Annotated in this window: 21 protein-coding genes; 7 read left to right on the top strand and 14 right to left on the bottom strand. The window is 68.2% G+C overall.

Annotation, left to right across the window (positions count from 1 at the left end; translation table 11 throughout):
• Positions 1-93: 93 nt before the first annotated feature.
• A complete protein-coding gene (locus tag IEZ21_RS30035) occupies positions 94-762 on the bottom strand; it encodes a response regulator (protein WP_033328627.1) in 669 nt (222 codons plus the stop codon).
• A complete protein-coding gene (locus tag IEZ21_RS30030; RefSeq protein ID WP_246568254.1) occupies positions 759-2042 on the bottom strand; it encodes a sensor histidine kinase in 1284 nt (427 codons plus the stop codon). Before IEZ21_RS30030 ends, IEZ21_RS30035 begins: the two co-directional genes overlap by 4 nt.
• Before the next feature lie 93 nt (positions 2043-2135).
• On the opposite strand from IEZ21_RS30030, the gene IEZ21_RS30025 reads away from it, so the two are divergent.
• Positions 2136-2684, top strand: coding sequence for a GNAT family N-acetyltransferase (locus IEZ21_RS30025; protein WP_189324980.1), 549 nt, complete (start codon positions 2136-2138; stop codon positions 2682-2684).
• Positions 2685-2688: 4 nt separating this feature from the next.
• Here the strand turns inward: IEZ21_RS30025 and IEZ21_RS30020 are convergent, their stop codons facing one another.
• The 7 genes from IEZ21_RS30020 to IEZ21_RS29990 form a co-directional block, all read right to left on the bottom strand.
• Entirely contained in the window at positions 2689-4305 is a 1617-nt protein-coding gene (locus IEZ21_RS30020) for a type VI secretion protein (protein WP_189324979.1), read from the bottom strand.
• Positions 4306-4321: 16 nt separating this feature from the next.
• Entirely contained in the window at positions 4322-5746 is a 1425-nt protein-coding gene (locus IEZ21_RS30015; protein ID WP_033328623.1) for an ATP-binding protein, read from the bottom strand.
• 6 nt (positions 5747-5752) lie between these two features.
• On the bottom strand, positions 5753-7312 hold the full coding sequence (locus IEZ21_RS30010) for an SCO6880 family protein (RefSeq protein ID WP_033328622.1): 1560 nt from the start codon (positions 7310-7312) through the stop codon (positions 5753-5755).
• Positions 7309-8652, bottom strand: a complete 1344-nt coding sequence (locus tag IEZ21_RS30005; RefSeq protein WP_189324978.1) for a hypothetical protein — start codon at positions 8650-8652, stop codon at positions 7309-7311. The genes IEZ21_RS30010 and IEZ21_RS30005 overlap by 4 nt, the downstream gene beginning before the upstream one ends.
• A complete protein-coding gene (locus IEZ21_RS30000; protein ID WP_189324977.1) occupies positions 8642-9484 on the bottom strand; it encodes a DUF8175 domain-containg protein in 843 nt (280 codons plus the stop codon). The genes IEZ21_RS30005 and IEZ21_RS30000 overlap by 11 nt, the downstream gene beginning before the upstream one ends.
• A gap of 189 nt (positions 9485-9673) precedes the next feature.
• Complete coding sequence (locus IEZ21_RS29995) at positions 9674-9982, bottom strand: DUF8827 family protein (RefSeq protein ID WP_033328619.1); 309 nt, start codon at positions 9980-9982, stop codon at positions 9674-9676.
• Positions 9983-10430: 448 nt separating this feature from the next.
• Positions 10431-11225: an SGNH/GDSL hydrolase family protein gene (locus tag IEZ21_RS29990; RefSeq protein WP_189324976.1), complete on the bottom strand. Its 795-nt coding sequence runs from the start codon at positions 11223-11225 to the stop codon at positions 10431-10433.
• 121 nt (positions 11226-11346) lie between these two features.
• Here IEZ21_RS29990 and IEZ21_RS29985 point away from each other — a divergent pair, with 121 nt between their 5' ends.
• Both IEZ21_RS29985 and IEZ21_RS29980 read left to right on the top strand, forming a co-directional pair.
• Positions 11347-11736 carry an ArsR/SmtB family transcription factor gene (locus IEZ21_RS29985; protein ID WP_189324975.1) on the top strand — a complete coding sequence of 130 codons (390 nt, stop codon included), beginning with the start codon at positions 11347-11349 and terminating at the stop codon, positions 11734-11736.
• The gene (locus tag IEZ21_RS29980) at positions 11733-12383 is read left to right on the top strand and encodes an SRPBCC family protein (protein ID WP_189324974.1); all 651 of its coding nucleotides are present in this window, start codon (positions 11733-11735) and stop codon (positions 12381-12383) included. The genes IEZ21_RS29985 and IEZ21_RS29980 overlap by 4 nt, the downstream gene beginning before the upstream one ends.
• A gap of 118 nt (positions 12384-12501) precedes the next feature.
• On the opposite strand, the gene IEZ21_RS29975 is transcribed toward IEZ21_RS29980, so the two are convergent.
• On the bottom strand, positions 12502-12654 hold the full coding sequence (locus IEZ21_RS29975) for a hypothetical protein (RefSeq protein ID WP_189324973.1): 153 nt from the start codon (positions 12652-12654) through the stop codon (positions 12502-12504).
• Between the two features lie 57 nt (positions 12655-12711).
• Complete coding sequence (locus IEZ21_RS29970) at positions 12712-13110, bottom strand: MerR family transcriptional regulator (RefSeq protein ID WP_189325003.1); 399 nt, start codon at positions 13108-13110, stop codon at positions 12712-12714.
• Between the two features lie 65 nt (positions 13111-13175).
• On the opposite strand from IEZ21_RS29970, the gene IEZ21_RS29965 reads away from it, so the two are divergent.
• Positions 13176-14402 (top strand): MFS transporter, encoded by a 1227-nt coding sequence (locus tag IEZ21_RS29965; protein ID WP_189324972.1) that lies wholly within the window; start codon positions 13176-13178, stop codon positions 14400-14402.
• Between the two features lie 122 nt (positions 14403-14524).
• On the opposite strand, the gene IEZ21_RS29960 is transcribed toward IEZ21_RS29965, so the two are convergent.
• Genes IEZ21_RS29960 through IEZ21_RS29950 form a run of 3 tightly spaced genes read right to left on the bottom strand, consistent with a single transcriptional unit; the run spans position 14525 to position 15824 of the window.
• Positions 14525-14782 carry a DUF397 domain-containing protein gene (locus tag IEZ21_RS29960; RefSeq protein WP_189324971.1) on the bottom strand — a complete coding sequence of 86 codons (258 nt, stop codon included), beginning with the start codon at positions 14780-14782 and terminating at the stop codon, positions 14525-14527.
• Complete coding sequence (locus IEZ21_RS29955; protein ID WP_189324970.1) at positions 14775-14969, bottom strand: DUF397 domain-containing protein; 195 nt, start codon at positions 14967-14969, stop codon at positions 14775-14777. Before IEZ21_RS29955 ends, IEZ21_RS29960 begins: the two co-directional genes overlap by 8 nt.
• Positions 14970-14978: 9 nt before the next feature.
• Complete coding sequence (locus tag IEZ21_RS29950) at positions 14979-15824, bottom strand: helix-turn-helix domain-containing protein (protein WP_189324969.1); 846 nt, start codon at positions 15822-15824, stop codon at positions 14979-14981.
• A 215-nt stretch (positions 15825-16039) separates the two neighbouring features.
• Here IEZ21_RS29950 and IEZ21_RS29945 point away from each other — a divergent pair, with 215 nt between their 5' ends.
• The 3 genes from IEZ21_RS29945 to IEZ21_RS29935 all read left to right on the top strand — a co-directional run bounded on the left by IEZ21_RS29945 (position 16040) and on the right by IEZ21_RS29935 (position 18995).
• Positions 16040-16486: an ATP-binding protein gene (locus IEZ21_RS29945; RefSeq protein WP_189324968.1), complete on the top strand. Its 447-nt coding sequence runs from the start codon at positions 16040-16042 to the stop codon at positions 16484-16486.
• Positions 16483-17091, top strand: coding sequence for a Uma2 family endonuclease (locus IEZ21_RS29940; RefSeq protein WP_246568252.1), 609 nt, complete (start codon positions 16483-16485; stop codon positions 17089-17091). Before IEZ21_RS29945 ends, IEZ21_RS29940 begins: the two co-directional genes overlap by 4 nt.
• 194 nt (positions 17092-17285) lie before the next feature.
• Positions 17286-18995 (top strand): serine/threonine-protein kinase, encoded by a 1710-nt coding sequence (locus IEZ21_RS29935; RefSeq protein ID WP_189324966.1) that lies wholly within the window; start codon positions 17286-17288, stop codon positions 18993-18995.
• The last annotated feature ends 62 nt before the right edge of the window (positions 18996-19057 follow it).

The raw sequence follows: 19057 nt of genomic DNA, 5'->3' as shown, positions 1-19057 counted from the left end.
TGGTACTGCAGGGGGGACCCTGTGGGAGAGTAGGACACCGCCGAACAAACATTGAGAAAGCCCCACACCTTTTGGTGTGGGGCTTTCTGCATTTCAGGACGGCCACACCAGCCTTGTGTCGTACGCCAGGATCACCGCCTGAATCCGGTCTCTCGCCCCCGTCTTGGCGAGAATTCTGCTCACGTGCGTCTTTACCGTCGACTCCGCGAGATGAAATCGGGAAGAGATTTCGGCGTTTGTCCAGCCCTGACCGATGACGGTGAGGATTTCCCGTTCTCGTTCTGTCAGGACAGCGAGTCGGGGGTCCAGGGAAGTGGAGTCGGTCGGGGCCGTGGATGGTAGGTGCTGGACGTATGCGTCGAGGAGTCGTCGGGTCAGGCTTGGGGCCACTACCGCGTCTCCTGTCGACACTGCACGGATTCCCGAGAGCAGTTCTTCGGGGAGTGCGTCCTTGATGAGAAAGCCGCTGGCGCCTGCGCGTAAGCCGGCGTACGCGTACTCGTCGAGGTCGAAGGTGGTAAGGATGAGGACGCGGGTGCGGTCGCCGGACGCGATGATGCGGCGGGTGGCCTCTATGCCGTCGAGGCCGGGCATGCGGATGTCCATGAGGACGACGTCCGGGCGGAGGTCGGCCGACATACGGATCGCCTCCGTGCCGTTGCCCGCCTCTCCCAGCACCGTCATGTCGTCCTGGCTCTCCAGGAGCATGCGGAAGCCCAGGCGCTGGAGGGGCTGGTCGTCGGTGATGAGGACGGTGGTCACGGAGTTGCTTCCTTCGGTGCAGGGAGGGTCTGAGTGGCTGGGAGATGAAGGTGTACCCGCCAGCCGCCGGTCGGCAGCGGGCCTGCCTCAAGTGTTCCTTTGTACAGGGCGGTTCGCTCACGCATTCCGGTCAGGCCGCGGCCTCGGGTGCCGTTGGGATGAGGGCCTCCTCGGCCGGTGTCGGTGACTGTCACTGTGACGGCGCCTCCGTCTTCGTATGAGATCGAGACTTGTGAAGTGGCGCCGGGGCCTGCGTGTTTGAGGGTGTTTGTGAGTGCTTCCTGGATCACGCGGTAGATCGTTATCTGGGTGCCGGTGGGGACGGGGTGTGGGCGGCCGTGGGTCTTGATGCGTACGGGGAGGCCGACGGATCGTACGCCTTCGATGAGGTGGTCGAGGTCGGTGAGGGAGGGCTGGGGGGTCAGTTCGGCTGTGGGGGCTTCTTCGCGTAGGACGTCGAGGAGGCGGCGGAGTTCGGTGAGGGCCTGGCGGCTTGTTGTGCCGATGGCTTCCAGGGCCTGGGCGGCTCGTTCCGGGGACTTGGCTGCCGCGTAGGAGCCGCCGTCGGCCAGGCCCGTGATGACCGAGAGGTTATGGCCGATGATGTCGTGCATCTCGCGGGCTATGCGGGTGCGTTCCGCTGCCGCGGCGAGTTGGGTCTGCTGGTCGCGTTCTACTTCCAGCTGGCGGGCGCGTTCGTGGAGCGAGGCCAGGTACTCCTGGCGGGTGCGGACGGCTATGCCGCCGACTGCCGACAGAGCGAGGCCCATCATGACCGGGACGATGAGTGCGCCGGGGCCGCCCTGATCGTCGGGGTAGCGGAAACCGGCGATCCAGAAGGGTGCCACGGCAAGGACGTAGGACCAGAGCAGGGTGCGCAAGCGGGTGCGTAGCGCGATGTTGAAGATGACGACGAGCAGGGTCATGGAGGCTTGCAGGACCGCGCCCGACCAGACGTTGGCGACGGAGAACGGCAGCATCACCAGCAGGACTGCGAAGGGATGGCTGCGGCGCCAGAACAGCGGGGCCGAGAAGCCCAGGGACATCGCTCCGAGCAGCCACGTCGGTGTATCGGGGTTCTCCGTGACGCTCTTCCAGCCGCCGCTGAGGAAGTCGGTGAGGCAGGCGATGATGTAGAAGCCGGTGAGCAGGACGTCCCACACCCACGGGCGGCGTCGGTCGAAGGCGCGTACTCGCTGGACGAGGTGGTGGAACTGGCGGGTGAGGGGTTGCCCGTTGTGGGTCCAGTCGCCCTGCCAGTCCTGTTCGCGAGTTGCCACGGGGACATCCTCGTATGCGGTGCAGGGGTGGGGCGTCGGGCGGTGGCGGGAAATCGGGTGAGGGCGTAGTACCTGGGTATTACGGTGGCGCCCATGGACCCTGTGATCCGTTCCATACGTGCCGACGAGTGGCCCGCGGTGAAGGAGCTGCGGCTGGCTGGGCTGCGGGACCCGGTGGCGCATCTCGCTTTTCTCGAGACGTACGAGGAGGCCGTGGCCAAGCCCGACGGTTTCTGGCAGGAGCGGGCGGCGGGGGCTGCGGAGGGTGTGGCCGAGCGGCGGCAGTTCGTGGCTGAGGAGGGCGACGGGCGGTGGGTCGGGTCGGTGGTTGTGCTTGTTGAGGAGGCGGGGGTGGAGGGGACGTTCGGGGGTGTGAGTGAGGTGCGGCAGGGGCATCTCGTGGGGGTTTTTGTGCGGCCCGAGGCGCGAGGGGTGGGGCTTACCGAGAGGCTCTTCGCACACGCCCTGGAGTGGGCCTGGGAAGCGGCCGGGGTCGAGCGGGTGCGGCTGTTCGTGCACGAGCGGAACGCGCGGGCAGAGGGCTTCTACCGGAAGATCGGGTTCGTACCGACGGGGAAGACCGTTCCTGTGCCGGGTGACCCCGCTGTGCGGGAGCTGGAGTTCGTGATGAAGCGGCCCTGAGGTGCTAGGCCGGGAGCTCCTGGTTGGGCCAGCGGGTGCGGGCCTGTTCTCGGGAGCGGAGGAGGGCCAGGGTGGGCATGCCTCGGTCGGCTCCTGTGGTGAGCAGGTCCGGGAGCTGGGGGAGGGGGGCCACCGCGGCCACGTCGTCCAGGACGAGGGTGAATGGTGGGTCGAGGCGACCGGAGGATGACCGTTCGGCCATGCGCCGGCCGCGCTCGACCACGCTTGAGGCGAGCGCCGTCAGAAGTGGCATCGTGCCCGGGTTCGCCTTGGGGTCCTCGATGGGTTCACCCACCACATAAAGCGTGCCCCCTTCGTTGACGAAGGAATCCAGGGTGAGGGCATCAGTTCGGTTGGGGGTGCAGGCCTCGCGGACGTTCACTGTGAAGAGGGAGGAGAGGGCGCGAGCTGTCAACTCCTGGGCGATGTCGCGGCGTTCGGGGTACGAGGTGAGGGCGGCCTCGAGTTCGCCTGCGGAGCCGGAGGCGGCCTTGGGGTTCGTACGGAGGATGCGTACGGCTTCTTGGACCCCTGTGCCCTGGGCCCAGCGGTGGAGGTGGCGGATGGTGCGGCCGTCTGTTGCGGCGGCGTGGAGGTAGCTGCGCAGGAGGGTTTCCGCGACGTCTGCGACCGCCTGGTCCATCTTTGCGGTGGGGCGGACCGGGGCGAGGAGGGCTGCGGCCCTGGCCCTGGCGGTGTCCTTGTCCTGGCAGCCGGTTGAGGGGGACCAGTGGAGGCGGGCCGGGGTGTCGCAGAGGTGGGAGGGGTCGTAGAGGAGGACGGGGCCGAGTTTTGCCCGGGCGTCCTTGGTGTCCGACCAGAGGGTGGGGTTGGAGGTGATGACGAGGGCGGGGCCCTCGGCGTCGCGTACGGCTTCGGTGGCCAGGGGGTGGCGGGTTTGTGGGGGGCCGAGGACGACGACGGGGCTGCGCGGGCTTGGGATGGGGGGCTTTTCCCACCCACCCGCCCGTTTACTGTCGGCTGCATAGGGAGCCGCCCCGGACGGCGGCTCCGCCGCCGGGCCCGTCGGTCCTCCTGGGAGGAAGGGGGCTGTGGGGGAAGTGGGCGTGTCGGGGTAAGCCGGGCCGGAGGCGGTCGCGGGCCGAAGGGCTGGGGCGGAGCCGGTCGAAGACGGATGGCCGGAGCCGGCCGAGGGCGGCAGCCCCCCGTCCCCAGATGCAGCGCCCGAACCAGCCGTGGCCGTGTCCCCCAGCCGGAGTTCCGAGCCGTACGCGGCAGCCTTGTGTCGTCGGGCAGCCCTCACCGCCCGCCATCTGGCCACCGTGCCCATCACGAACACGGTCAGGACCACCAGCACCATCAGTTGGCCGATCAACAGCCCCCAGAACAGCCCGTACCCCGACAGCTGGCCCCCCGGAGTCTCCGGCCAGGCGCCCGCCACGTCGTGCGGTTGCTGGATCAGGTGGCGCATCGCCAGGGGCGTACGGGCGAAGGTGACCTTGGAGGGCCAGGAGCCGTGGTCGAAGAGGCCGGCGAGGCCTGTTGCCGACCACACCAGTACGGTCATGCCCAGGAGGAATGCGAGCACCCCGATCACCAGGCCGTCGGGGACGCCCCCTTCACCGCGTTCGTGCTCCCGGCCTCGCTCGTACGGTCTCATCTCGCCCCTGCCGCTCTTACGCCACCGTGGACTCGGACGAGTCGTCGAGATCGCTCAGGTGTTGCTCCATGAACGTTGCTGCTCGCTCCTCCGCCTCCAGTTCGGCGGCCCGTAGCGCGTCGTCCGACAGGTCGGGGGCGGACGACTCGGTCATGGCGCGGTCGGTGAAGACGAGGGGGCGTTCCATCTCGGTGATCAGGTGTTTGACCACCTGGACGTTGCCGTTGACGTCCCATACCGCGATGCCGGGCGAGAGGGTGGGGATGATCTCCACCGCCCAGCGCGGGAGGCCCAGGACCCGGCCCGTCGCTCTCGCCTCGTCCGCCTTCTGGGCGTAGATCGTCCGCGTCGACGCCATCTTCAGGATGGCCGCCGCCTCCTTCGCCGCCGCTCCGTCCACCACGTCGGACAGGTGGTGGACGACCGCCACGAAGGACAGGCCCAGTCGTCGGCCGAACTTCAGCAGTCGCTGGAAGAGTTGGGCCACGAACGGGCTGTTGATGATGTGCCAGGCCTCCTCGACGAGGAAGATGCGCTTCTTCCGGTCGGGGCGGATCCAGGTGTGCTCCAGCCACACGCCGACGATCGCCATCAGGATCGGCATGGCGATGGAGTTGCGGTCGATGTGGGACAGGTCGAAGACGATGAGCGGGGCGTCGAGGTCGATGCCGACCGTCGTCGGGCCGTCGAACATGCCGCGCAGGTCGCCGTCGACCAGGCGGTCCAGGACCAGGGCCACGTCCAGGCCCCAGGCCCGTACGTCGTCCAGGGCGACGTTCATCGCCTCGGCCGACTCCGGCTCCGGGTGGCGCAGTTGCTCGACGATGTCGGTGAGGACGGGCTGGCGGTTGGTGATCGTCCCGTTGACGTAGGCGTGCGCGACCTTCAGGGCGAAGCCGGAGCGTTCGTCGAGGCCGTGGCCCATCGCGACCTCGATGATCGTCCGGAGCAGGGCCAGCTGGCCTGTCGTGGTGATCGACGGGTCGAGCGGGTTGAGGCGGATTCCCATGTCCAGGGCCGCTGTCGGGTCGAGGCGGATGGGGGTGATCCCCAGCTGCTGGGCGATGAGGTTCCATTCGCCCACGCCGTCCTCGCCCTGTGCGTCGAGTACGACGACCTGGCGGTCGCGGAACCTCAACTGCCGTAGTACGTACGTCTTCTCCAGGGCCGACTTGCCGTTGCCCGACTCGCCGAGCACCAGCCAGTGCGGCGCCGGGAGCTGCTGCCCGTACAGCTGGAAGGGGTCGTAGATATAGCCCTTCCCGGAGTACACCTCGCGGCCGATGATGACGCCGGAGTCGCCGAGGCCGGGGGCGGCGGTCGGGAGGTAGACCGCCTGGGCCTGGCCCGTCGAGGTGCGCACCGGCAGGCGGGTCGTCTCGACCTTGCCGAACAGGAACGACGTGAAGGTTTCCGTGAGGGCGGACAGCGGGTCCCGCATAGAGTCCTACCTCCGGATGCCGGTCGCGAACGGGAGTGTGTTGACGAAGGCGCGGTGGTGCTCGCGGTCGCACCACTCGAGTTTCAGATACGACTTGCCGGCCGAGGCGCGGATCGTCCGTTTGTCGCGGGCGAGTGCCTCGGGGTTACGGGACGAGACGGTGATGTAGCCGACGAGGTTGACGCCGGCCGCGCCGCTCGCGAGGTCCTCGCCGCGCTGGTCGAGGCGGTTGTGCGAGGCGATGTCGCGGGGGTCGACGGTCCGGTTCATCTTGGCCTGGCGGCTGGCCTCCGCCTCGTCGTTCGTCTTCTCGGTCAGCATCCGCTCGATGGCGATCTCGGTGGGTTCGAGGTCCATCGTGACGGCCACGGTCCGGATGACGTCGGGGGTGTGGACGAGCAGCGGGGCAAGGAAGTTGACGCCCACGGGGGTCATCGGCCATTCCTTCACCCAGGCCGTGGCATGGCACCAGGGCGCGCGGGTGGAGGACTCGCGGGTCTTCGCCTGGAGGTACGTGGCCTCCATGGCGTCCAGCTCGGCCGGCCAGGCGTTGCGTTTCGTCATCGCCTGGATGTGGTCGATGGGGTGGTCGGGGTCGTACATGGAGTGGACGAGGGAGGCCAGACGGCCCTGTCCGAGCGGCTGGCGTACGCGGATGTCGGCTTCCTGCAGCCGCGAGCAGATGTCCGTCAGCTCACGCGCCATCACGACGGCGAGCCCCGCGTCCTTGTCGAGCTTCTTGCCGCCCTGCGGGCGCGCGGCCCGTGCCATCGCGTGGCCCTCGGCGGCGAGCTCGCGGGAGTAGTGCATGCAGGCGACGAGGTAGGCGCGGTGCTGCTCGCTGCTGGTGGACACCATGGACTGGAGCTGGTCGTACGACTGCTGCAGCCAGCCGGGGGCGCGCTCGTCTCCTCGTACGGCGACGTCCTTGGCGTGCGCGTCCGGGTCGGCGGGGAGGGTGCGGGCGAGGATCTGGAGGCGGGTGACGAAGCCGTCGCCGTTCGCGACGTGCTTCAGCAGCACCCCGAAACGGTCGACCAGGGCTTCCTGGTCCTCGGAGTCGCGCAGGCCGACACCCGGGCCCTCGATCTCGATCGCGGCCGTGACGGTGCGCCGGTCGGCGTGCAGGAGGACGGCGATCTCGTCGGGGCCGAAGGGCGCCGCCAGCCACGTAATGCGTCCGATTCCGGGCGGCGGGCCGACCTCGATCTCACGGCCGTCGATGCGGGTGCCGGCTTCCATGACGTTGCTGCGGTACGTCGTGCCGTTGCGGAGCGTCCGCTTGTAACTGCGGTTGATTTCAAACCATTTGTAGAACGTGCGGCGCTTGTACGGCACGTACACCGCGGCCAGCGCCACCATCGGGAAGCCCACGAGCAGGACGATGCGCAGGGAGAGGACGGGGACGAGCAGGCCGCACATCATGCCGAGGAACGCGCCCACGATGATCAGCGCGATCTCGCCGCTTTCGCGGTTCTTGCCGACGATCGCGTTCGGCCGGGCGCGGCCGATCAGATATGTACGGCGGGGCGTGACCGGATGGGACACATGGGACTCGGTCGTCAACGCCCTTCACCTCCCGAGCGGTTGGTATTGCGGGTGTTGCGGGTGTTACGGGCATGGGGGGTGTTCACCGGGCTGTTGCGCGGTGGGGGTGCGGCGGGGACGGATCCGCCTCCGCCGCCTCCGCTGGAGGAGGGGCGGGTGCTGTGGGCGGCTACGCCGGCGGAGGCCGCGTTGGCGGGGCGGGCGCCGCCGCCGCTGTTGCCTCCGCCACCGCCGCCGTTGTTGTCGGCGCGGGTGCTGTGCGTCTTGATGCCCTGCGCGACGAGGGTGGCCGGGGAGCTGATGACGGCCGCGGCCTTGCCTTCGGCGCCCTGCATGATGCGGTTGTTGCGGGAGTTGGCGATCTCGTCGCCGAAGCCCGGTACGAAGCGGTAGATCATCGCGCTCGCGAAGATGGCCAGCAGGATGATGGCGAGGCCGGACACGACGGCCGAGAAGGCGTCCGGTCCGTCCTCGGCGGACAGCGCGCCCGCGAGGCCGAGCACGATCACGATCACCGGCTTCACCAGGATCACCGCGATCATGATGCCCGCCCAGCGGCGGACGTGGCCCCACAGGTTCTTGTCGACCAGGCCCGCGTACACGACGGTCCCCAGCAGCGCGCCCACGTAGAGCAGGGCGGCTCGGATGACCAGCTCCAGCCACAGGACGCCCGCGGCGAGGATGGACACGAGGGAGACGACGATCAGCATGATCGGGCCGCCGCCGATGTCCTCGCCCTTCTCCAGGGCGCCGGAGAAGTTGCCGAAGAAGGTGTCCGTCTGGTTGCCGGTCGTCTGGGCGAGGACTTCTGATACGCCGTCGGTTGCCGAGACGACCGTGTAGAGGATGAGCGGCGTGAAGGCCGAGGCCAGGACGGTCAGCCAGAGGAAGCCGATCGCCTCCGAGATGGCCGTGGTGAGCGGTACGCCTCGTACGGCCCGCTTGGCGACCGCCAGCAGCCAGAGGAGGAGGGTGAGGATCGTCGAGGCCGCGAAGACGACTGCGTACTGCTGGAGGAACTTGGGGTTCGTGAAGTCGACGTTCGCTGTTTCTTTGACGGCTTCGCTGAGCTTGTCGATGGTCCAGGAGGCGGCGTCGGCGCAGCCCTTTGCGAGGGAGGAGAGGGGGTCGAGGGTGGAGGTGGGGTCGGTTAGGCCACCTCCTCCGCCGCCTCCTCCGGAACCGCCGTCTTCTTCGCAGTAGTCCTTGGCGGGTCCGCGGATGAGATCGCAAGGATCGTTGCTGGGTGCGGGCGTCGGGGATTCCGCGGCGAAGGCCCGGGAGGCCAGCAGAACTGCTGTGGCCTGTACGGCCGCGACAGCGCCGGCGACCGTGAGTACGCGGCGACTAGCGGGCATACGTGAAGCCTCCGTACTCTTCGACGGCCTTCGTCATGTCGTCGGCCGTGGACGCGGTTTGGTCCCGCCCGACGGGGACCGGCCCGTCCTTCTGCTTGAAGTCGATGACCTTCCAGTCGCCGCCGACCCACTTCAGCTCGTACGTCGTCGTGTACCAGCTCTCGGTGACGGGGTTTCTGGAGCCGTCCCCGGACAGTCCGAAAAGCGACGTGTACCAGACCTCGACGGAGGCGCTCTCGGCACTGGCGGACTTGGCTTTGGTGCCGACCGGAATGACGCGCGAGACGAAGGTCTGGCCTCGCGGGGCGGCACCGTCCTTGTCCAGGCCGATGTTGGTCAGGAACTCCTCGCTGGAGTACGCCTTGTCGAGGCCGGCCTGGCGCTCGGCGGCGACGTCAGGGGCGTACACCGTCTCGACGATCTCGCGCCGTCGGTCAGTGTTGAACATGTCGGCTGACCCGAGCACCACCGAGTAGTTTGCCGCCGCCGACTCCGCCCCCTGCTCATCCTGCGCGAACCCCGAAGGAATCCCCCCGGCCTTCGTCTCAACGGGCTGCTCCCCAGAGGCGGCCGTAGGCGCCGCCTCCGCTCTCTCCCCGTCCCCGTCCGACGATCCGGAATCACCGCCACCACGGTTCGCGAAGGCGATGGCCGCGATCAGGAGAACCACCACGCCCACCACCGTGATGAGGCTGCGGGAGGACGAACGGCCCCCGCGGCGCGCGCCGCCGTAGGGGTCGCCGGCGCTGTCGGGGTACCGGGTACGGGTCTGGCCGGAGCCCCCGTACCCGTCGTCGTCGCCGCGCGAACCGTGCTCGTCGCCGAGACTCATGCCGCGTACGCCCCCTCAACCTCGTGCTGGACCGCGTAGTCGTAGTACGACGGTAGCCGCGCTGCTTCCTTCGCGGGCGCGGTGTGGTGACTCGACATCAGGTGAACGCAACCTCAGCCGGTGGGCACGTCGGACGGGTGGGTCGGAGGGAACCGGGCGTGCCCGGCCGGGTCTGCGGGCCGGGCGGGCCTACACGGCCATGCCGTACACGATGGTGAACAGCGTGCCCAGGGAGCCGATGATGAAGACCCCGGTGAGGCCCGCGATGATGAGGCCCTTGCCCTGTTCGGCACTGAAGGTGTCACGCAGGGCCGTCGCGCCGATACGCTGCTTCGCCGCGCCCCAGATCGCGATGCCGAGGCAGAGCAGGATGGCGACCGCCATCACGACCTCGATCATCACCCGCGCTTCATTGCCCAAGTCGCCGAACGGGCCCCAGTCCGGGGCGATTCCGCCGATGATCGTGGTGATGTCGCCCTCTTCGGCTGCGAAGAACATGTAAGTCACCGCCCCTTGTGGGTAGTTCCGTATCCCCTGCCACTCTGCGCAGAGGTCAGGCATCATTGTCCCCGACAAAGACGCTGTCGTATGTCGACTTGGCGTCATTGGTTGGCGGGTTTCGTACGTACGGCTTGCCGCCGGCCCTCGGGGACCCCTGCGGGGCGTGGGACGGTATGCGATTAGACGTACGGTCACTCTGTGTATCACGGCAGGTCACGCCGGGCAATGAAGTAGTACCGGAACCTGTGGTGTGGTTCCGTCGTTGACCCCTTCTACGCGACGGCCGCCTACTCCGCCCCGCCTGCGTGAGCCCGCTCACGTCCCATGTGCGCTGGTCCGTCGAGACGATGCTCTCCGGGTCGTTCCGTCTCCTGGTGGGTAGACGCCGCCCGTTCCCGCTTCGCGAAGGCTATCCCGGTGCGGAGTGGGGGGAGGTGTCGGGGTGTCAGGGGTGGAGCTTCGTGGATTGGTCCGTCCACGGAGTCAGTTCGGGGCGTTTGGCCGTACGTCCGTCTCCCGAGGAGCGGCCCCTCAGCCGCCGCCAGAGCCACGGGCCCAGGAAACCCACGGCCCAGAGTGTGTCGGCGCTCAGGGCGCGCAGGGTGGGGACGGGAGCGAGCGGAGGCAGCGGCGCCGACCAGTCCTCGTGGCCCGGCAGGCCGAGGGTGTGGGCCATGCCCGAGGCGATGCGGGCGTGGCCGAGCGGGCCGGCGTGGAGACGGTCCTGGCTCCAGAGGCGGGGGTCGGTGGTGACCGGGTGCGGGAACACGTCCAGTACGGCGACGTCGTGGCGTTCCGCGGCGGCGCGCAGGCGGGTGTTGAGGTCGAGGACGCGGGGGAGTGCGCGGCGCGCGAGCGGGGAGAGCTTCCCCATGTCGGGGTACGTGACGGTGACCACCTGGGCACCCGACTCGGTGAGCCGCGCGAACATCTCCTCGATGTCCGCCATGACCTGCTCGGCGTCGAAGCCGGGGCGGAGCAGGTCGTTCATGCCTGCCACGACCGTGACCAGGTCCGGCTTGAGCGCCAGGGCCGGGGCGAGTTGTTCCGCCTTGATCTGGGCGGTCACCTTTCCGCGTACGGCGAGATTGGCGTACGTGAGGTCTGGTTGGGCTTCCGCCAGGAGTTCTGCGAGGCGGTCGGCCCAGCCGCGGTACCCGGTTGCCTCGTCGCCGTCGCCGATGCCCTCGGTCTGGCTGTCGCCGATGGCCACATATCGCGTGTACGGGTGCATGGTCATGCGCCGAGCCTGGGTCCGGGGTGGCGGGGACGTCAACGTTTTACGTTCACTCGTGAGCGAGATCCCAGCTCCTCTAAGTCAGCTGGCGCTTATATAAGTGAGCGATGATATAGTGCTCCGTATGCACGCGTTCGATGTGCTCGGAGACCCTGTGCGGCGGCGGATTCTCGAGCTTCTCGCCGACGGGGAAATGAGCTCCGGGAAGGTCGGCGAGGTCATCCGGCAGGAGTTCGGGATATCGCAACCCGGCGTCTCGCAGCATCTCAAGGTGCTGCGGGAGAACGGGTTCGCCACCGTGCGGCCGGAAGGCACTCGCCGCCTCTACGCGGTGAACTCGGAGCCGCTCCGCGACATCGACGCGTGGCTGGACCGGTTCCGGCGGTCCTGGACCCCGCCTCTCGAGGCCCTGACCACCGAACTCGCCCGGGGTAAACGCGAGCGCCGCCTCCGTGAAGCCGACCGGGACGGGGACGCGGAAGACCAAGTACCTCCTCCAAGGAGCGAGCCATGATCGACGTCACCCAGCAGATCAATGCCGTACGGCGCCAGGTCGGTAAGCGCACGTTCAAGGCCGGCGAGGCACGCGTCGTGACCATCAGCCAGACGTACGACTCGGACATCGAGGACGTCTGGGACGCGTGTACCAACGCCGAGCGCATTCCGCGCTGGCTCATGCCCGTCTCCGGTGACCTGACCCTGGGCGGCAAGTACCAGCTGCACGGCAATGCGCACGGCACGATCGAGCGCTGCGATCCGCCCAAGGGCTTCGCCGCCACGTGGGAGTGGGAGCAGAGCATCAGCTGGATCGAGCTGCGGCTCACGCCGGAGGCGGACGGCCGGACGCGGTTCGAGGTCGACCACATCGCGCATGTCGACGACGACACGAAGTGGCCTGATTACGGGCCCGGTGCCGTCGGTGTCGGCTGGGACCTGATGGTCATGGGGCTGTATCTGCATCTGTCCTCCGGTCGGGCTGTGGATCACGAGGCGGCGGAGGCCTGGGTCATGTCCGATGAGGGTAAGCGCTTCGTCGAGCTGAGCAGTGAGGCTTGGTACGAGGCGAATGTGGCCTCCGGGGAGGACCTGGCTACGGCTCGGGCGGCGGCCGATGCCACGACCGCCGCGTACACCGGGGTGGAGGCGCCGCCGGAGTCCTGAAGCGGGGCAGGTCGGTAGATGAGAGCACTTTCATCCAAGCCGGGGAGGCGATTCATCAAGGGCGGGCACCGTCGTGCGCATGTCCCCGCCGATACCCCCTGAGCAGTCTTCTCTGCCTCTACGTCAGTCGTCCGGGCCCGTACCTGAGGCGGTCAGTGCCGATACCGGCGTACCGGATCTGCGTCTGCTGGCCGGGCCGGACGCTGGTGACCTGCTGGCGGTGGCCCTGGAGCCGTCCGGTGGGCAGTTGCTGTCCTGGCGCGTCGATCACGTCGACCACCAGCCCGGTGACAGTTGTACCGCTGAGTACCGGGTGCAGGTCCGCGGGTCATGACGTTGTAGACGCTTCAGAGGCGGCATCTGAGCGATTGTTGCTGCGCACCGCGTCGAGGTACTCGGTGATGGCATCCCTGTTGCGGGTAAGGCACTTGATGCGCTCGGTCATGCGATCGCGCTCGTTCTCCAGCGTGGCAATCATCTCCGGTGTCGCGTCGGAGAAATGGATGGCCCGGGGCTTGTCGAGGCAGGGGAGGATCTGCTTGATGATCCGGGTCGGCAGTCCGGCGTCGAGCAGCCCTCTGATCTGCATGACCCGGTCCACGAGGCGCTCGTCGTACGTGCGGTAGCCGTTCGCGCAGCGATCAGGGATGATCAATCCCTGCTCCTCGTAGTAGCGCAGCAGCCGCCGGGGGGTGCCAGTACGTTCCGACAGCTCTCCGATTCGCACGTGATCTACCTCATCGACCGGCGATTTGACCTTCACATCAATGTGATGGTTTGAGCATACCCAGCATGCGAACCCACTCCACGGAGCCCGTACGAACAGCCGGTTCTGACATCGAGGTCAAGGACCGGAAACTCCCCCTGCCAGCGCTCCTCGCACTCGCCACGGCCGTCTTCATCACCAGCCTGACCGAGACGCTGCCTGCGGGTCTGCTGCCCGCGATGAGTGCAGACCTCGGCGTCAGCGAATCCGCCACGGGGCAGACGGTGACAATCTATGCGATCGGGACCGCACTCACGGCGATTCCTCTGACCGCGGCCACCGCAGGGTGGCGGCGCAAGCGTCTGCTGCTGACGGCGATGACAGGCTTCGCCGTCGCGAACACCGTCACCGCCCTCTCGGCGAGCTACCCCCTGACCATGGTGGCCCGATTCGCCGCCGGTGTGGCCGCGGGTCTGGCCTGGGCACTGCTCGCCGGATACGCCCGCCGCATGGCACCCGTTCATCTGCAGGGCAAGGCCATTGCGATTGCTATGGCTGGCATTCCGATTGCGCTGTCGATGGGCGTGCCTGCGGGGACCTTCATCGGCAAGGCGGTGAACTGGCAGGTGGCGTTCCTGCTCATGACCGGGCTCACCGTCGTCCTGCTCGTATGGATCACTGCGGCTGTGCCGGACTACCCCGGACAGCGGGCTGAGGGCCGTACCCCGATGCCGCGCACGCTCACCATCCCCGGCGTGACGGCAGTCCTGTTCGTCACCCTGGTCTTCGTCCTGGCCCACACCATCCTGTACACCTACATCGCCACGTTCCTCGACCACCTCGGCATGGGCGGCTCCACCGACCTCGTACTGCTGGTCTTCGGCGCCGCCTCCTTGGTGAGCATCTGGATCGTGGGCGTTCACATCAACCGCCGGCTGCGCACCCTCACCATCGCCAGCGCCTTCCTGGTCGCCGTGGCAGCCGCCATCCTGGCCGTGCCGGCCGACAGTCCAGCCCTGGTCTACGCCGCGGTCACGCTCTGGGGCCTCGGATGGGGTGGCGCCCCCACCCTCCTGCAGACTGCCGTGGGCGACGCGGGCGGCGAGGCGGCAGACGCCGCGCAGGCCATGCTCGTCACTCTGTGGAACGTGGCCATGGCCGGCGGCGGAGCCGTCGGTGGCATCCTCCTCGGCCTGCTCGGCACCACTTCCTTCCCCTGGAGTGTCCTTGCGCTTCTGCTGCCGGTGCTGGTCGTCGTGATCGCCGCTCGCGCACACGGTTTCCCCGCCAAGCGCGTGAGCACGACCTCATGAATGCCTACGCCGAACGCCCCGGCCCTGGTGCGGTCCGCACCGGACCCTGCGCCCCAGCACCCCGGAGGTTGGTGTCCGGCGGGCTGCTGTGGGCGACGTTGGCTACCCGCCGGACTCGCGATCTACGGAGCGCTGTTCTCCGCGTCCTCAAGGCCTTCGACGAAGTGGTCGAACTCGCCTGCCTGTACGCCGAGTACGAAGGCGTCCCACTTGCGGCGGTTGGTGGTGACGACGTTGTCCGGGTCGTTCGTTTCGCGGATGTAGACGGGGGCTTCGCCGTCGTCTCCCTCGCCGAAGGCGATCTCGATCCAGGGGCCGGGGCCCTCGGCGTCTTCGGGTGCGGCGCGGACCCAGTCGAGGTTCGGGGGGATGTCAGCCACGGTGGGTTTCTTCCTTGTGCTTGAGGGTGTGGAGGAGAGCAGAGAGTGCGGTTGGGGTGGTCTCGAGTATCGCTTCGGTGGGGTCGCTGCTTTCGGTCAGATGGACCGTACCTACACGTGCGGCAACGTGTACGCAGGAGTCGCCCTCGGAGCAGTAGGTCGACTTCTGCCAGGCGTACGCACTCATGGGAGCTCCCTATAGGTCGTGGATGACGGCGCTGATGAGGTCTCGGGTCTTGTCGGGTGCGAGGGCGACGGCATCGAGCCGCTCGAAGAGGGTGCGGTACTTGCGCAGTTGGGACTCGGCGTCCAGGAACTTGAGGCCGTGGGACTGGTCCAGGTGGACTGTGTCGAGTTCTGGCACCGGGCCGTGTGCGTAATAGATGGACTGGCCTGACCCGGGGTAGGCGCCGGCGTCGAACGTGATGGCACGCAAGGTGATGTGTTCCCGCTCGCTTGCGTCGAGCAGATGCTTGAGCTGCTGTCGGGACACCGACGAGCCGCCGACCTTCATCCGCAAGGCCGCCTCGTGGATGATCGCCTCGTACGGGGTGGGGTCATCCCTGTACAGCACCGCCTGGCGCTTGACGCGGAACGAGATGCGGTGCTCGATGTCCGGCGGGGAGAGTTCCGTGACGCCTTGGCGGAAGATCTCGCGAGCGTGGTCGACGGTCTGGAGCAGGCCGGGGATGCGTGCCGTGACGGTCGTGCGCAACGACTGGGCGTGGTGCTCCAGTTCGGCGAGGTCGAGTAGCGGGCTCGGCAGGATTTCGCGGTACTGCTCCCACCAGCCGCGCCTGCGGTCGCCGGTCATCCCGACGATGGCTTCGATCAGCGCCTTGTCCGAGCATTCGTACTGGCAGGCCATGGTGCGTACGCGCTCAGGGCTCACGCCCGCGCGTCCGGCCTCCATGTTGCTGATCTGGTTTTGCTTGACGCCAAGCAGTTGACCGGCCTCGGTGGCATTCAGCCCTGCGTGCTCTCGAAGCTTGCGCAGCTCAACGCCCAAGCGGAGTTGACGACCCGTCGGGTTGCTTCTCACGGGCTTGTCCGCCTCCTCGTTGCGGGTCACCCACACGGGTGGTGTCTCACGGATTTAAGGGAATCTGTGTAATGCATTACACGGATGCCGCTAGCTTATAACTCGGCGCCTCCACCCAGAAGCACCCCGCTCGACGGAGCGACCGCGGTCACTGGGCAACGTAACCAACCCTCACCCCAAACCACCCAACTTCCCTCCGAACCAGGAGACTTCCCATGGCAACCGTATCCCCGCCCTGGTCCTACACCCTCCAACTCCCGCACGATCCACGCGCACCGGGTATCGCCCGCGTGACCCTCCGTACGGTTCTGGCCGCCCACGGCCTCACCGAACTCACCTCCACCGCTGAGCTGCTGGCCTCCGAATTCCTCACCAATGCGCACCTGCACACCAAGGGCCCGTACGGCCTCCGGCTCAGCTCCACCGAGCCCAACGGGCTCTACGTAGCCGTATGGGACTCCGACCCGAGACTCCCACCCGGCTTCGGCGACGCGACGGACGTACCTCCGGAAGCCGCGGCAGACGCGGAGAACGGCCGCGGCCTGCACCTCGTACGAGCCTGCGCCGACGCATGGGGCGCCTCCGCGCCACCAACCGAACTGGCCGGCTCCGAGGGCGGCAAGCTGCTGTGGGCCGAGTGTCAGAGGGGTGGCCTGCGGTGAAGGGTGCGTGGGCGTACCCGCGACCCCGGCCCGGGAAGCTGCGCGAGGTCGCCGAGACGATCGAGGGCGTGACGGGGCTGCGGGTGCAGATCGTGGGCGGGAAGCTCGTCATGTCCCCTGCCCGTCGGGGGAAGCACGTGGGCGTCGTGGTGGGGCTGCGGCAGCAACTCGGCACACAACTTCCCAACGGGTTGGGCGCGTTCGAGATGTCCTCGATCGCGTTGCCGGACGATCCGGACGACTACGTCACGCCGGACCTGATCGTCCTGCCCCTGGAGTGGACGGAGGACGACGACTGGCTGGCCGCCCCCGAGGACGCGGCGCTCGCTGTCGAGGTCATCTCAAGTTCCGAGAAGTCCCGCGAGATCAGGGACAAGGCCGACTGGTACGCGGTCGCGCGCGTGCCTGTTCTTCTCGTCGTCGACCCCCGCAAGGGCACCTGGGCTCTGCACACCCGTCCGGACAACGGCGCCTATCAGGACGTGTCGCCCGGCAAGTTCGGGGAGCCGGTGCCGCTTCCCGCGCCGCTTGGTTTCGAGGTCGCCACGGATCATTTCCCTGTGTATGGCCCTTCGCCGCGGGCCGGGCGGGCCGCCGACGCGTAGCGCGGCTCTCGTAGTGCGGCGGTTCACAGGTGTTCGTCAGACCGGGCCATGATTCCTCGCACCTGGCCGGTCCGGATTTCCCCCGTTCGGAAGCGAAGCCCTCGTGCTCTACCGCGAGACTGCGGACCCGTAGACCTGGTAAATCGTTGGGCGGAGGGCGACGGTGAACTGACCTGTATGGCAAGGTCGGTTCGGTGGACGCACTCAAAGATCGGGATCCTGCTCACATAGGCTCGTACACGTTGCTCGCCCGGCTTGGCGCGGGCGGCATGGGGCAGGTGTACCTCGGCCGGTCGCCGGGTGGACGGCTCGTGGCGCTCAAAGTGATCCGGGACGAGATCACCGACCACCCGGAGGCGCTGGCCCGGTTCCGGCGTGAGGTGGAGACCGCGCGGGCGGTGCGGAGTGCGTACACGGCGAATCTCATCGACGCGTCGCTGGATGCCGTGCCTTACTGGCTCGCCACCGAGTACGTGTCGGGGCCGACGCTCAGCGGGGCCGTCGCCGCGCGCGGGCCGCTGCCGCCCGAGACATGCCGAGGGCTGTTCGCCGCGCTTGCGGAAGGTCTCGCGGCGGTGCACGAACACGGTGTCACGCACCGGGACCTCAAGCCGCAGAACGTCATCCTCGCGGCCCAGGGGCCACAGCTCATCGACTTCGGGATCGCGCGAGGTGCCGGGCAGACGGCGCTCACGGAGGCGGGGTTCGCGCCCGGCACGCCCGGTTTCACCGCTCCCGAGGTGCTGATACGCAACGATGTCGGGCCGGCGGCGGACGTGTTCGCGCTCGGCGCGACGCTTGCGTACGCGGCGACCGGGCGGCCCCCGTTCGGCATGGGTGAGCCCGCCGGGGTGAGCTATCGAGCCGTTCACGAGCGCATCGATCTCGCGGGCGTGGAACCGCAGTTGGCGCAGCTCGTCGAGGCCTGCGTCGCCAAGGACCCGGCGGCGCGGCCCGCTCTCGCCGAGGTCATCGCGCGGTGCGGGGTGCGGGCGGCCCTGGTCGAGGACCCTTTCTACGGGAAGCTCGCGGAACTTGGGGAGGCGGTGCCGCAGACGCCGCCTCAGGGCGTTCCGCCGGCTCCGGCTGTCCCGCCCATGGGATCGCACGAGTTGCCGACGGCCTCAGCCCCGAGTGCCTATGGATACACGCCCACCCAGCTCTCCCAGCCGACGCGTCGCCGTACCCGGCCCTGGACGGTCGCCGTGGCGGTGGGCCTCGTGGTGGGGGTCGGGGTGGCCTTCGTCCTGATCCCGCGGGGGAATGACAAGGACGGCGACGGTGGCGACAGCAGTGCGAGCGCCGACAAGTCGCCTACGTCTGCGGCCAGTTCGCCGTCGTCCGGATCGGGGAAGGGCGGCGCGCCCGCTTACGCGGAGGACAAGCCTGACCGCAACCTCTGGGACTCGGCGAAGGGGCAGTGCAACCTGCCGTACGAAGAGCGGCCGAGTGAGAGCTTCCTGCACTCCATCGCTGATCCCGACGATCCGGGCCCCAAGGACCCGGCGACCGTCACGTTCAACGACAAAGTGCAGATCGGGGTTGCCGACAAGGCGGCGACCGCCGAGGACAGCAAAGAGCCGTACTACGTCGCCATCAGCGTCAAGCCGCCCCACGACATCGATCCGGACACCGGAAAGCCCGTCGAGGGGCTGCTGAGCGCCAACCCGAACGTGGGCTACACCAGTAAGCCGGTCGACCTCTACGGGGGCGCCGGTCCGAACAAGTGGAAGTTCGTCACGTACCCCGACGACTTCCGCACTTGGCTGGTCGGCGGCCGTAAGTCGAGCCCCGCCATCCCTCTCACCAGCGACCCCGGCGACTGGACCGTGCAGTTCCACCACGTCCAGGCCCCCAATGACTACTCGAGCATCCTGTGCGCTGGTTTCACAGCGGCGAATTGACGCCATACTCGCTGGAAATGTCCTTGAACTGCTCCGACATGGGGGAGGGTTGAGCCGTGCGA

It is taken from the genome of Streptomyces flaveus, from assembly GCF_014647675.1.
GTDB lineage: Bacteria > Actinomycetota > Actinomycetes > Streptomycetales > Streptomycetaceae > Streptomyces > Streptomyces flaveus.
This window is presented reverse-complemented; position numbering and strand designations above follow the sequence as displayed.